The organism is Nocardioides sp. SRI_004 (assembly GCF_057586415.1).
Map to the genome: position 1 here is coordinate 115,762 of NZ_JBYCZV010000011.1, position 13,517 is coordinate 129,278.

Annotated in this window: 12 protein-coding genes; 8 read left to right on the forward strand and 4 right to left on the reverse strand. The window is 72.1% G+C overall.

What is annotated here, in order from left to right:
- Positions 1–5: 5 nt before the first annotated feature.
- The gene (locus AC2YHB_RS16425) at positions 6–1,019 is read right to left on the reverse strand and encodes a hypothetical protein (RefSeq protein ID WP_179648235.1); all 1,014 of its coding nucleotides are present in this window, start codon (positions 1,017–1,019) and stop codon (positions 6–8) included.
- 107 nt (positions 1,020–1,126) lie between these two features.
- Between AC2YHB_RS16425 and AC2YHB_RS16430 the strand changes: the two genes are divergently transcribed.
- Genes AC2YHB_RS16430 through AC2YHB_RS16440 form a run of 3 tightly spaced genes read left to right on the forward strand, consistent with a single transcriptional unit; the run spans position 1,127 to position 3,887 of the window.
- Entirely contained in the window at positions 1,127–1,579 is a 453-nt protein-coding gene (locus AC2YHB_RS16430; protein ID WP_179648236.1) for a putative T7SS-secreted protein, read from the forward strand.
- Between the two features lie 5 nt (positions 1,580–1,584).
- Positions 1,585–2,517, forward strand: a complete 933-nt coding sequence (locus AC2YHB_RS16435; protein ID WP_179648237.1) for a hypothetical protein — start codon at positions 1,585–1,587, stop codon at positions 2,515–2,517.
- Positions 2,514–3,887 carry a hypothetical protein gene (locus tag AC2YHB_RS16440; RefSeq protein WP_179648238.1) on the forward strand — a complete coding sequence of 458 codons (1,374 nt, stop codon included), beginning with the start codon at positions 2,514–2,516 and terminating at the stop codon, positions 3,885–3,887. The genes AC2YHB_RS16435 and AC2YHB_RS16440 overlap by 4 nt, the downstream gene beginning before the upstream one ends.
- Here AC2YHB_RS16440 and AC2YHB_RS16445 read toward each other — a convergent pair.
- The gene (locus AC2YHB_RS16445) at positions 3,866–5,200 is read right to left on the reverse strand and encodes an acyltransferase family protein (protein ID WP_179648239.1); all 1,335 of its coding nucleotides are present in this window, start codon (positions 5,198–5,200) and stop codon (positions 3,866–3,868) included. The genes AC2YHB_RS16440 and AC2YHB_RS16445 overlap by 22 nt on opposite strands.
- 158 nt (positions 5,201–5,358) lie before the next feature.
- On the opposite strand from AC2YHB_RS16445, the gene AC2YHB_RS16450 reads away from it, so the two are divergent.
- Genes AC2YHB_RS16450 through AC2YHB_RS16465 form a run of 4 tightly spaced genes read left to right on the forward strand, consistent with a single transcriptional unit; the run spans position 5,359 to position 10,288 of the window.
- The gene (locus AC2YHB_RS16450; protein ID WP_179648240.1) at positions 5,359–6,369 is read left to right on the forward strand and encodes an AurF N-oxygenase family protein; all 1,011 of its coding nucleotides are present in this window, start codon (positions 5,359–5,361) and stop codon (positions 6,367–6,369) included.
- Between the two features lie 30 nt (positions 6,370–6,399).
- On the forward strand, positions 6,400–8,091 hold the full coding sequence (locus AC2YHB_RS16455; protein ID WP_179648241.1) for an FAD-dependent oxidoreductase: 1,692 nt from the start codon (positions 6,400–6,402) through the stop codon (positions 8,089–8,091).
- 20 nt (positions 8,092–8,111) lie between these two features.
- Positions 8,112–8,825: a TetR/AcrR family transcriptional regulator gene (locus AC2YHB_RS16460; protein WP_036549005.1), complete on the forward strand. Its 714-nt coding sequence runs from the start codon at positions 8,112–8,114 to the stop codon at positions 8,823–8,825.
- Complete coding sequence (locus tag AC2YHB_RS16465) at positions 8,822–10,288, forward strand: flavin-containing monooxygenase (protein ID WP_036549007.1); 1,467 nt, start codon at positions 8,822–8,824, stop codon at positions 10,286–10,288. Before AC2YHB_RS16460 ends, AC2YHB_RS16465 begins: the two co-directional genes overlap by 4 nt.
- Positions 10,289–10,416: 128 nt before the next feature.
- On the opposite strand, the gene AC2YHB_RS16470 is transcribed toward AC2YHB_RS16465, so the two are convergent.
- Complete coding sequence (locus AC2YHB_RS16470; RefSeq protein ID WP_179648243.1) at positions 10,417–11,835, reverse strand: vWA domain-containing protein; 1,419 nt, start codon at positions 11,833–11,835, stop codon at positions 10,417–10,419.
- Positions 11,836–12,004: 169 nt separating this feature from the next.
- Positions 12,005–12,883 carry an AAA family ATPase gene (locus tag AC2YHB_RS16475; RefSeq protein ID WP_036549013.1) on the reverse strand — a complete coding sequence of 293 codons (879 nt, stop codon included), beginning with the start codon at positions 12,881–12,883 and terminating at the stop codon, positions 12,005–12,007.
- Positions 12,884–13,097: 214 nt separating this feature from the next.
- Between AC2YHB_RS16475 and AC2YHB_RS16480 the strand changes: the two genes are divergently transcribed.
- Positions 13,098–13,469: a hypothetical protein gene (locus tag AC2YHB_RS16480; protein ID WP_179648244.1), complete on the forward strand. Its 372-nt coding sequence runs from the start codon at positions 13,098–13,100 to the stop codon at positions 13,467–13,469.
- Positions 13,470–13,517: the final 48 nt, after the last annotated feature.

The window sequence follows — 13,517 nt, forward strand, 5'->3', positions numbered from 1 at the left end:
CCCGGCTACTCCAGGCCTGCCGGGCAGGTGCTCGGCGGCGAGGACGTGTAGACGCAGGCGGCGAAGCTCGGCAGCGGCGGGAGCACCTCAGGCGGCAGCACCAGCAGCCGCGGGTCGTCCAGCGCCGCCAGCATGGACTCGACGGAGATGTCCGTCAGGCCGATGAGCTCCTCGTCGCCCGGCTCGCCCTCCAGCTCCCCGACGGACTCGCTGACGGTGACCTCGGGACGCCCCGACGCGGCGTCCCCGGGGATCCACACGTAGTGCCCGCCCCCGCCGTCGTAGGTGTAGACCGACTCGTAGGCCGTGGCTCCCGCGGGGGTGGTGTGCACCTCGCAGAAGGACCCCTCCACGGTCGGATCGCACCCGACCTCGCCGCGAGCGGCGGCGTAGTCGGTGGCGATGTGCTCGACGTAGAGGGAGTAGGTGTGCATCCCCGTGTGGCTGACCACCTGCCACTCGGTCGCGCCGGCGCGGGCGGCGCCGGTGAGCTCCCGGCGCTGGTCGCCGTCGAGGTTGTCGGGTGCCGTGCTCCAGCTGAGCGCGCTCACCGTCCCGGTCTCGGCGGACGAGGGGAACACCTCCTCCGAGACGGCGACCAGGTCGCTCTCGACGGTGACCGGGTCGAGGGTCGTCGGCGTGGGCTCGTCCGACGGCTCGTCCGACTGCTCGTCGGACGGATCGTCACTGCTCGACGACGTCGTGTCGCCGGAGTCGTCGTCGCGCAGCAGGAGGAAGGCCGCGACCCCACCGCCCGCGGCGAGCAGCAGCACGAGGACCACCAGCCCGACGACGAGGCCGACCCGGCTTCCCCCGCGCCGCGGCGGAGGCGGCCCCCAGGGCTGCTGGCCGTAGGGCGGCGGCGCGAGCGGCGGGGGTACGACGGGCGGTGGCGGGACGGCACCGGCCGGCGGGGCGGCAGGCGGTCCGACCTGGGTCGGCGCCGAGGACGGGTCGAAGCCCGGACCGGCCGGACGGCCCTGTCCTGGGTACGGCGGGGGTTGGCCTGCGTCCGACATCGCTCACTCCGGCTGAGAAGGTTCCCGGCGATCATGGCACTCTGGCTCCTGGTCCGCTGCGCAAACGAGAGGTTTGCGCCACAGTTTTCGGGGGAAGGGCGCGACTCATGTACGGCGACACCGAGCTGATCAGGCGTCGCGTCTCCGCGCTGCGCGACCAGGGCGCGGACGTGCGGGCGCTCGCGGACGAGCTGGTGGCCCGCGTCGACGGGCTCGGCTGGAGCGGACGCGCCGCCGAGGCGATGCGCGAGCGCGTCACCGAGCGTGCCCGCCACCTGCGCATCGCCGCGGACCGTCACGTCTCGGCCGCCGACGCGCTGGCCGACCACGCCGAGGCGGTCGACACCACCGCGGAGGAGATCGCGGCCATCGAGGCCCGCGTCTCGGCGAAGGTCGCCGACGCGCAGGCGCGCATCGACGCGATCGCCGCCCGCAACGAACGCTCCGACGGCCCGCAGATCACCCCGGACCCCCACGACGAGGCGCTCGCCGCCTTCGTGGCCCCACCGCCCGGCCACCGCGACTGGCTCTCCGTCGACCTCCCCGGACTGGAGCACTGACGCCCGTGCCGACCATCGACCTGACGACCGTCGCGACGCTGGACGACAACCGGCCTGCGCAGCCGCTCGACGCAGCGCCCCGCCGCATCGGCGTGACCCTCAGGGAGCTCCAGCACGCGGCCGCCCTGGCCGGTGACGCGCCGCTGCCCTTCGACGTCGCGGAGCCGGTGGCCGCCGACGCGATGCAGTCCCGCCTGGGCAGCAGCCCCACGACGACCGACGACCAGTCCTACCGCGCCGTCGTCGCCGCCCTCCACGACCCCGGCGACGCCCTCACCCGCCGCGGTCTGCTCACCGACGGCGTCCTCGACCCGGGGCTCGCCGGTGCGATCGGCCTCCTCGCCGCGCCGCGGACGGCGGTCGACATCGACCTGCGGATGGCGGGGGTGCAGGCGAAGGTCTGGCACCGCCAGGACCGCTCCGCGGTGGCGTCGCTCGCCACGGTCGACGGCATCGTCTTCGAGCTCGGCTGGTTCGGCATCGACGCGTGGGCCGGCGAGCTCGCCCGGGCCGCCGCCGTGAGCGAGGACGTCGAACTCGGCGCGTCCACCGTCCCGTCGTACGTCGACCTGCCGTTCGAGCTCGCCGACGCCGCCGCCGAGGCCACCCGGGTGGGCCGGGGCGACCTCCTGCCGGTCCTGGCAGCGCGCCACTCCGGGGCCGTGCTCGGTCCCGACGGGGTGCTGCCCGACGACGCCGTCGCCCGGCTGCTGACGTCCCTCGCCGGCGAGGCCCAGGGGCGCCTGCGGGCGCTCGTCGCCGACGTGTCGGGCGATGCCGTCGACACCGTCGGGGTCGTGTCCTGGACGCTCCTCGCCGACGGCTGGCGGGCGCTGCGTCCGCACCAGCTCGACGGCGTGCCCCGGCTCGAGGTGCGCTCGGTGGAGCCGGCCGACCTCGCCAAGGTCGTGGCCCCGGTCCTGGAGGGAGCCCGATGAACCGGCCCGAGACCACCTCCGTCGACCAGACCCCCGTCGAGGAGCAGCCGCTGACGCCGGTCCAGGCGGCCGACCTGGCCGACAAGTACGACCAGATGCTGCGCCTCGCCGACGTCTTCGACGACGCCGGCGCCCAGATGCGGGAGTGGGCCAAGCTAGGCCGCGACGTGCTCTCCGAGCCCGAGGTCACCGCCTCCGCCGAGCTGTCGAAGACGACCTGGGCGACCGCCGAGGAGGAGCTCCGCGCCGCGACCACCGGCAAGGACGGCCTGCTCAGCCGCTCCATCGAGCTCGACGCCGACGCCCTCGTGCTGCGTGCGACCGTGCTGACCTACCGCTGGATCGACGAGCTGCAGGCAGCGGCGTACCAGACCCTCGGCTCGATCGCGGGCAAGGCGATCGGCTACCTCGCCCCGCAGGTCAGCCTGGGCGGAGCGATCGTGGCCGCCGGCCTCATCGAGACCGACTCGCTCGACCGCGACGGCGTCGCGACCTATCTCAACGAGCTCGCCGAGGCGAACCCCGAGCTGATGGAGCACGTCACCACCGGTGGCGGCCTACTCGACAGCCTCCAGATGCGAGGGCTGCTGACCGCCGGCGTCCTGTCCGGCGAGGGCGGCCGGGCCGCTCGGGCCGGCGGGCTGCGCGCCTCGGGCATCGCTCCGATCGGCGACGACTGGGGCTCCGCCCTGCGCGATGTCGCCGTCGACCTGCCGGACGCCGCCGAAGCCCCTGCGCCGGCCACGGCCGGGCTCAGCGACGAGGACGCCGCCCCGACCGGCCTGGGCGACCTGATGGCCCTGCTGGCCGACGGCGACGACAGCCTCCCGGTCCGGATCCTGCGGGTCGGCCCGGACCGCCTCCTCGCGTTCCTCTCCGGCGCTGCCGCCCCGGCCCGTAGCGCCGGCCGGCTGCGCCTGGTGTCGGGCGACGCCTCCGGTCACGCCGAGGCCGTCGTCCGCGCCCTGGCGGCTGCGTCGGCCGACAGCGACGGCCAGACGCGGGTGATGCTCGTGGGGCGTGGCAGCGGCGGCGCGGCGGCGATCGAGATCGCGACCCGCACCGACCTGCCGGGCTTCGTCGTCGACCAGGTCGTCACCGCCAGCGCGCCGGCCGCCCAGCTGCCCGCGCTCCCGGCCGACGTCCAGGTGCTCTCGCTCGAGGACCGCAGCGACCCCGTCGCGCTCCTCGGCTCGCTGATCAACGCCGCCACGGCCAACCGCGTCACCGTCGTGTACGACGCCGGGTCGGACCCCGACGTCCCGCCCCTCGTCGCGGGCGGGCGGGCAGCGGACCGCGCCGACCACCCGGACCTGGTGGCGTCGCTGGCCCGCTGGCGCGAGCTGGGCTATCTGCGACCCCCGGCCTGAGACGGCAGCCGCAGGACACCGCCGAGGACGCACGCGGCGATCGGCACCAGCGGGAGGTACCAGAGGATCTCCCCGTCGCGGGCGATCCCCATCGAGGCCAGCGTCCCGAGGCCGGCGCAGGTGCCGACGACGGCGAGCACGGGCCGGAGCGCTGAGGGAGCGGGCCGCGGGTCGGGGGCCGGGGTCTCGAAGCGCCCGACGAGCGCGACCGCACCGGCGGTGAGGACGGCGAGGGTCGCGAAGTAGAGCGGCCGGGTCGCCCACCAGCCGGCGGTGTCGGGCAGGCGGTGCAGGCCGAACCCGTCGAGCAGCATCGAGCCGCCGACCAGCACGCCGAGCATCGTGAGGTGCCACAGGTAGATGCTCATGATCCGGGCGTTGACCAGCACCGTCAGCACCCACACACGGCGGCGGGCCACGAGGCGGCGCAGGATCGGCTCCAGGGTCAGCACGACCCCGGCCTGCAGCAGTCCGAGGAAGCCCTGGGTGACGCGGGTCGGGTAGGCGTTGTCGATCTCACCGGTCGACAGGCCGACCATGGAGACGGCGTACGGACCCTGGACGGTGAGCACGTAGAGCACGCCGAAGCCGACGGCGACGAGGGCGATCCGGCGGGCGGGCGAGGCCAGCTGTCCGTCGAGCCAGGCGTAGCCGAGCATGTGGACGGTGCTCCACACCACGACGTAGTTGAGGAAGCCGACGGCGACGAGGTCCTGGCTGACGCTGACGAGGTCGATGAGGCCGCCGAGGGCGAGGCCGCCGCCGATCGACCACCAGCCGAGGCGCTCCCAGGCGAGGAGCGTGAGCGGTGCGACGGCGACGACCACCACGTAGGCGGCCATGAACCACGTGGGCACGAGCGAGGCGCGGCTGGCGATCCGGAGCAGGTCGGCGTCGACGCCGGCGGCGTGCGCGGACGGGGCGACGACCGCCCAGAAGAGCATCAGCGGGAGCACCGGAAGCACGAGCCGGCGCAGCCGTGAGCGCAGCCAGGCGCCGTACCCCTCGTCGCGACGCCGGGCCGAGCGCCACGACAGCGCGTTGGAGTAGCCGCCGACGAGGAAGAAGACCGGCATCACCTGCAGCACCCAGGTCAGCGGGTGGGTCCAGCCGGCGAGGTCGAGCAGGTCGCCGCGGTGCAGGCCGCCGTCGCGGTCGACGTACACGGCGGCCATCAGCCAGTGGCCGAGGACGACGACGAGGATCGCGGTGGCTCGGAGCAGGTCGACGACCCGGTTGCGCTCGACGGGGGTCTGGTCGGCGAGGGAGGCGACGGTCGGGAGCAGGCGGGACGGGCTCGTGGCGGTGGGCATGGGAGCGATCCTCGTCACTCCGCCCGCTGCCCACCCGGGTGGAAGTACTCAAAAAGGAAACCAGTTCCTTGACAAACCCGGGGTCAATGTATGCAACATGTTGTTGCGCTAACAGAGTGCATGCTCCCGCTTTCGACGATGAAACGGATCGAGGAACGATGACCGCCACCGCTGACCGCACCGCCGAGATCGCCCCTGACACCCTCCCGGTGACCGAGGGCCTCAGCTACCAGGAGACGCTCAAGGTGCTCTCCGAGGCCTCGGTGCACCAGCACTTCGACGCATTCCTCGACATCGCGTGGGACAGCCCGGAGTTCGAGGTCGTCCCGAACGACCCGCGCTGGGTGCTCCCGGAGATCGACTCGCTCGGCGGCACGGACTGGTACAAGTCGCTCCCGCTCGAGCGCCAGATCGAGATCGGCCAGTACCGCCTCGCGAACATCATGAAGGTCGGCCTGCAGTTCGAGCAGGTGCTGATCGGCGGCATCATGAGCCACCTCATCGCGATGCCCAACAACCGTGCGGAGTTCCGCTACTCCACGCACGAGGTGACCGAGGAGTGCCACCACACCCAGATGTTCCAGGAGGGTGTGAACCGGATCGGCGTCGACGTCCAGGGCGGGCCGAAGTGGTTCGTGAAGATCGCGCCCTTCCTGTGCCTGGCCGGCGGCCCGCTCCCCAACATCTTCTTCTTCGGCATCCTCGCGGGCGAGGAGCCGATCGACTACCTGCAGAAGTCCGTGCTCCGCTCGGGTCACGAGATGCACCCGATCATCGAGCGGGTCATGCAGATCCACGTCGCCGAGGAGGCGCGCCACATCGGCTTCGCCCACTCCTACCTCGTCGAGCGCTCGAAGGACTACGGGAAGCTGCAGCGCTTCGGCCTGTCGCTGGCCTACCCGATCATCATGCGCACGCTCTGCGACGTGATCATGAAGCCGAGCCGCCAGATGCAGAAGGACCTGGGCATCCCGAGGTCGGTCATGCGCGAGGTCTACTGGAAGTCCGACAAGTCCTCCAAGCTGCTGCGCGACACCTTCGGCGACGTGCGCATGCTCGCCGACGAGCTGGGCCTGATGAACAAGGTCTCCCGCCAGGTCTGGAAGGCGCTGGGCATCGACGGCCCGTCGTCGCGCTTCCGCAGCGAGCCGAAGTCCGCCGCGGTCTGACGACCGCGCCGACTCCGATCACCAGCTGCCATGGCCTATGTCGTCACGCAGTCGTGCTGCGCCGACGCCTCGTGCGTCGTCGCCTGCCCGGTCAACTGCATCCACCCCGCCCCCGGTGAGCCGGGCTTCGGCACCACCGAGATGGTGTACGTCGACGCGACCGCCTGCGTCGGCTGCGGCGCCTGCGCGACCGCCTGCCCCGTGGGCGCGATGGTCCCCGACGCCGCGTTGACCACGAAGCAGCTGCCGTTCATCGACCTCAACGCCGCCTACTACGACGCCTTCCCGCACGCCGACCGGACGCCGGTCGCGCTCGTGCCGCAGCAGCGCCGGCTCACCCGGACGGGCCCCTTCCGGGTGGCCGTCATCGGCGCCGGCCCGGCCGGCCTCTACACCGCCGACGAGCTGCTCAAGCACCCCGAGGTCGAGGGCGTCGACGTCTACGACCGGCTCCGGACGCCGTACGGGCTGGTCCGGCACGGCGTCGCGCCGGACCACGCGTCGACCAAGCTGGTCACCCGGCTGTTCGAGGCGATCGAGCGGCAGCCGCGGTTCCGCTACTTCCTCGGCGCCCCGGTCGGCGACGAGCTGACGCTCGCCGACCTGCGAGGCACCTACCACGCCGTCGTGTACGCCGTCGGCGCCTCCGCCGACCGGGCGCTGGGCATCCCCGGCGAGGACCTCGCGGGCTCGGTCCCGGCGACGGCGCTCGTCGGCTGGTACAACGGCCACCCCGACCAGCAGGACCTCGACGTGCCCCTGGCGGCCGCGTCCAACTCCTCGGGCCGGGCGGTCGTCGTCGGCAACGGCAACGTGGCCCTCGACGTCGCGCGGATCCTGACCCGGCCGGTCGAGGTGCTCGAGCGGACCGACCTCGCCCCGGCCGCGCTCGAACGGCTCCGCGACAGCGGCGTCCGCGAGGTCGTCGTGCTCGGGCGCCGCGGACCCGCCCAGGCCGCGTTCACGGTCCCCGAGCTCATCGGCCTGGCCGCCCTCGACGACGTCGACGTCGTCGTCGACTGCGACCCGGCGCTGCTCGACGGCGAGGACCAGCGCAGCCAGCTGCTGCGCGACCTCGCCGCCCGGACGGTCGACCCCGCGTCGACGAGGCGCCGCATCGTGCTGTCGTTCGCGGTCTCCCCCGTCGAGCTGCTCGGCGAGGACGGCCGCGTCACCGGCGTCCGCGTCGCACGCAACCGTCTGGTCGTGGGCGACGACGGCGCCGTCAGGGCCGAGGCGACGGACGACACCTTCGACCTCGACGCCGGCCTCGTCGTCCGCTCCGTCGGCCACCGCGGCCTGCCCGTCGCCGACCTGCCGTTCGACGAGCGCACCGCGACGGTCCCGAACCACCAGGGCCGCGTCGAGCCGGGCGTGTACGTCGTCGGCTGGATCAAGCGCGGCCCGGTCGGCTTCATCGGCACCAACAAGACCGATGCCCAGGAGACCGTCGAGACCATCCTCGACGACCTCGACGCCGGGCTGCCCGAGCCGGCCGGCACGCTGGCCTCGGCCGCGGCGCTGGTCCGCGATCGACTGCCCGAGTCGACCGACCTCGGCGGCTGGCAGCGGATCGACGCCGCCGAGCGCGAGCAGGGCGCCGCCCTGGGTCGCCCCCGCGCCAAGATCACCGACCCCGACGCGCAGCGCGCGATCGCTGCCGTGCCGCCCGTCGTACGCCGGCGTGGGATCCTTCGGCGTACGGTGTCGCTCACACCGTGAGCATCCGAGGGGGTGTCGCCATGGGGACGGCGAAGCGCGACAACACCGACGGCCGCAAGCGGCGCTGGCAGGAGCACAACGCAGCGCGCCGCCAGGCCGTCATCGACGCTGCCATCGTCGTCCTCAACCGCGACCTGGCGCCGGGCGACGAGATCAGCGTCCAGCAGATCGCCGACGAGGCGTCCGTGCACCGCACCGTGCTCTACCGCTACTTCGAGGACCGGGTCGACCTCGACCTCGCCATCCAGCGCGAGATCTGCCTGCGCGCGGGCGAGGTGCTGCTGTCGACGATCACCCTCGAGGGGACCATCCAGGAGATCGTCCACCGCGTCATCGGCGCGTACGTCGACTGGGGCACCGAGAACATCGCGCTGATGCGCTTCGCCGAGCGCCAGGTCAACGGCACGACCGAGCGCCCGCTCGACGACGCCATCGGCCAGTTCGCCGAGCAGATCGAGATCCTGATCGGCGGCATCCTCGCGCTCCTCGACGCCGACGTCAGCGAGGACGACCGCGACGCCCTGACCCCGTGGGTCTTCCTGCTCGTCGGGGGCGTGATGGCCGCCGTGCGCAACTGGAGCTCGCGCGAGGAGCTCCGCCCCGCCGCCCCCGCCTTCACCGACCTGCTGGCCGAGGTGACCTGGCTGCAGATCGAGGGACTCGTGTCCAGCCGCAACATCGAGGTGCCCGACGTCCCCGTCGAGCAGCTCCTCAACCTGAAGGAAGCACCATGACCGAACCGTCTGCCTCCGCCGAGCACGTCGACGTCCTCATCGTCGGCGCCGGCCTCTCGGGCATCGATGCGGCCTACCACGTGACCCACGGGCTGCCCGGCAAGTCGTACGCCGTCCTGGAGATGCGCGACTCGCTCGGCGGCACCTGGGACCTGTTCCGCTACCCCGGCATCCGCTCGGACTCCGACATGCACACCCTCGGCTTCGGCTGGAAGCCGTGGAAGGGCACCAAGGCGATCGTCGACGGACCGGACATCCTCGCCTACCTGAAGGAAGCCGCCGCCGAGAACGGCATCGACCAGCACATCCGCTACCACCACAAGCTGGTGCACGCGGAGTTCTCCACCGAGGACGCCCGCTGGACCGTCACGGTCGAGCGGACCGACACCGGCGAGACCATCCAGCTGACCTCGAGCTTCCTGTGGTCGACCTCCGGCTACTACCGCTACGACGAGGGCTTCACGCCCGAGTTCGCGGGCGTCGACGACTACGAGGGCCAGCTGATCCACCCCCAGCACTGGCCCGAGGACCTCGACTACCAGGACAAGCGGGTCGTCGTGATCGGCTCCGGCGCCACCGCCGTCACGCTGATCCCGGCGCTGGCCAACTCCGGCGCCGGCCACGTCACGATGCTGCAGCGGACGCCGACGTACATCATCAGCCAGCCGACGTACGACAAGGTGTCGGCCGAGATGTACAAGCGCCTGCCCGACAAGCTCGCGCAGAAGCTGGTGCGCACCCGCTACCTGACCAGCCGGATCGCGTTCTACGAGTTCTGCCAGGCCCGGCCGAAGGAGTCGCGCGCCCTGCTGCGCAAGCTGCTCGAGCGCCAGCTGCCCGACGACGTCAGCTTCGACGAGCACTTCAAGCCGCCGTACGACCCGTGGGACCAGCGCCTGTGCGCCGTGCCCGGTGGCGACCTGTTCAAGGCCCTGCGCCAGCACAGCGTCGACATCGTGACCGACCACATCGACCGGTTCACGCCCAAGGGCATCCTGCTGAAGTCCGGCCAGGAGCTCGAGGCCGACATCATCATCACCGCCACCGGACTCAACCTGCAGATCTTCGGCGGCGCCACCCTCGGCGTCGACGGCCAGGTGGTCAAGCCCGCCGACACCATGGCCTACAAGGGCCTGATGCTCAGCGACATCCCGAACTTCGCGTTCATCATCGGCTACACCAACGCGTCCTGGACGCTGAAGGCCGACCTGGTGTGCGAGTACGTCGTCAAGCTGATCCAGCGCATGGACGAGACCGGCACCCGGACCGTCGTACCCCGGCGCGACCCCTCGGTGACCGAGGAGCCGTTCCTCGACTTCGAGGCCGGCTACGTGATGCGGTCGATCGACTCGCTGCCGAAGCAGGGCTCGGAGTTCCCGTGGCGGCTGAAGATGAACTACTTCAAGGACATCCTGGTGTTCCGGAAGCCGGTGGAGGACAAGGCGCTGGAGTTCACTGCCTGAGGGTGGGAGTTTCACCGGCCGGCCGGTGATTCTCCCGTACTTGGACGACGGAACTCACGCTTGGACGACGAAGTTTCATCGTCCAAGCGTGAGTTTCACCGGTCGGCCGGTGAAACTCATTTCCCGCCCTACCACGCCAGGTCGTGCACGAACTCCTGCAGCTGCGCGAGGTTCCGGCACTCGATCATCGGCACGATCTCGCTGTAGGTCGGTGCGGCCGAGTCACCGGTCCCCCAGTTGCGCTCGTGCTCGGGGTTGAGCCAGAACGACCGCTTCACCGCGCCGGTCAGTCGGCGCAGCGCGTCCTCGTGGAGGTCGCTGTAGTTGGAGCGGGCATCGCCGAGGATCAGCAGGGTCGTCTTCGGGGTGAGCGCGTCGGCGTGGTTCTCCTCGAACTTCGTGAACGCGCGGCCGTAGTTGGTGCGCCCCCACAGCGCCGCGTGCGACGCCGACGCCGAAAGGTCGGCCAGCACGTCGACGGGGTCGGCGCCGAGGCGGAAGTGGCCGGTGACCTCGTGCACGTGGTCGATGAAGGTGAAGGCCCGCATGCTCTGGAAGACCTCGCGCAGCGCGAAGACGAAGAGCAGCGTGAACTGCGCGAAGTTCGCCACCGAGCCGCTCACGTCGCAGAGCACGACCAGGTCGGTGCGGTGGGGTCGCTTGGGGCGGTGGTGGGTGGTGATGGGCACGCCGCCGGTGGCGATCGACGCCCGGACGGTACGACGGAAGTCGAGCGGCGCCGTGCGGGCGTGCCGCGAGTGCTGCTCCTTCGCGAGGCGGGTCGCGAGGCGGCGCGCGAGGGGGAAGATCTCCTTGCGCATCTCCTCCAGGTCGGTGCGGCGGGCCGCCATGAACGCGAGCTTGTCGATGCTGGGCCGGATGGCCACGTCGGCGACGTGGTCGGGGCCCTTCTCCTCCGCGATCCGGCGCCGGGCGTCGTCCTCGACCATCGCGGTGAACTGCCCGATGCGGCGGTTGGCGCGGCGTCGCGCCTCCTCCTCGCCGACGGCGTCGGTCATCAGGCCCTGCACCAGCCGGTCGACCAGCTCCTGCGGCGCGACCCGCTGGAGGGCGGTGTAGGCCGACCACGACGAGAGTCCCGGCCCGCGACCGGGCATCGCGCCGAAGGTGCCGACCATCTCGGCCGCCATCTGCCGCAGCTGGCTCTCGTCGATCATCCCGGCCTCGAGCATCTCGGCGAGCCGGTCGCGGAAGTCGCCGAGCGCCGCGGCGTTGTCCTTGACCGGGCCGCCCTGCGCGCCGCCCTCCGCCGCCTCCTCGCCGGCCGCAGCCGCGGCCGCGCCGTTGCCCACCATGGCCGGGAAGTAGACGTCGAAGAGCGCGTCGAAGGTCGTACGCTGCGCCTGCTTCTTCACCATCGTCGCGGCGAACGCGTCCCGCACGGTGGCCCGGTCGCTCCACTTCAGCGCGGACAGGGCGGCGACCGCGTCGAGGTCCTCCGCGAGGGACACGGACAGGCCGGCGCCGCGCAGCGCCTCGACGAAGGCGAGGTGGCGGTCGAGGAGCCCGGAGCGGTCGGCGTTCATGGTGCGGTCATGTCTCCCGTCCTTCGGTGGATGCCCTGCTCGTCCAGCGCGTGCGATGGCAAGGCGCCGGCGTGCAGGCATGCTGGGCGCACGTCGAGCGCCGGCAACGCCGCCAGCGTGCGTGCTGGGCGGACAGGGCGCCGCCAGAGGATGGGAGACATGGCCGAAATCAAGCCCGGTTGAGCTTGAGCTCCTTCGCGGCGCGCTCGTGGTCGGACTGGTGCTTGAGCACCGCACCGAGGGTCTGCGCGATCGCGGCCTCGTCGAGGTCGCGGATCTCCAGGGCGATCAGGGTCCGCGCCCAGTCGACCGACTCGGCGATCGACGGCGCCTTCTTCAGCTCCAGCTCCCGCATCCGGGCGACCGTCTCGACGACCTGCTGGGCGATCCGGTCGTCGAGGCCGGGCACCTGCTGCTGCAGGATGTGCCGCTCGCGCTCGGCGTCGGGGTAGTCGATGTGCAGGTAGAGGCAGCGGCGCTTCACGGCCTCCGAGAGCTCGCGGCTCGCGTTGGACGTCAGGACGACGTACGGCCGCCGCGTCGCCGCCACGGTCCCGAGCTCGGGGATGGTCACCTGGAAGTCGCTGAGGACCTCGAGCAGGAGGCCCTCGACCTCGATGTCGGTCTTGTCGACCTCGTCGATCAGCAGCACGGTCTGCTCCTCGCGCCGGATCGCCGTCAGCAGCGGCCGGGTGAGCAGGAACTCCTCGGTGAAGATGTCGTCGTGCGTGGAGCTCCAGTCCTGCCCGCTGCTGCTGGCGGCGTTGGCGGCCTGGATGCGCAGCAGCTGCTTCTTGTAGTTCCACTCGTAGAGCGCGCGCGCCTCGTCGAGCCCCTCGTAGCACTGCAGGCGGACCAGCTCGGCCCCGGTCGCACGCGAGACGGCCTTCGCCAGCTCGGTCTTGCCGACACCCGCCGGGCCCTCCAGCAGCAGCGGCTTCTCGAGCGCGCCGGCGAGGAAGGTGGTGGTCGCGGTCGCCGCGTCGGCGAGGTAGCCCGCGCCCTCGAGCCGGGTGGCCACGTCGGCCGGTGAGTCGAACCAGGTCATGGGGCCATCCTGCCTGCTGGAGCGACGCCGCGGTCAGCCGGCCGTCGGGACAGGCCCGGACGAGGCCGGCGTCGCGTGCATCCCGGCGCGCAGCAGCCGGGATGGTTCGGTCCTGTCCCAGATCACATCCGAGGGTCGTGACCCCGACCCGTCCGGGTCGTTGAGTTCGACAACGGGGACAACCACGACGACGACAGCAGACCAGGGGGAAGCGATGTCCGATGCTGCTGCCCCGACTGCCTGGCTGCGCGTCGCCGTCCACTCGGTGCGTACGGCGACCACGGTGGCCGGACTCACGCTCCTCGTCGGCTTCGGCGCCCTCGGCGTGGTGACCGAGCCGGCACCGACCACGCCCGCCGAGCGGATCGGCATGTCGTCGGGTCCGCTCGACGACATGATGCAGGCCAACCGCTGCTCGTTCACCGGCTTCGACCGCGACGTGATCCCGAGCAAGGCGATCGTCCGTACGCCCGAGGGCGACACCGAGCTGGTCTCCTTCGACCGCGGCTGGGACGTCTTCAGCGGCAAGATCGCCGGCGAGCTGGTGGCGGTGTGCCTCGGCCCGGAGGCCCCGGCCGCCCGCTGACACCCCGGTACCCCGCGGCATCCCGGGTACTGCTCCGCCTGCCGGACG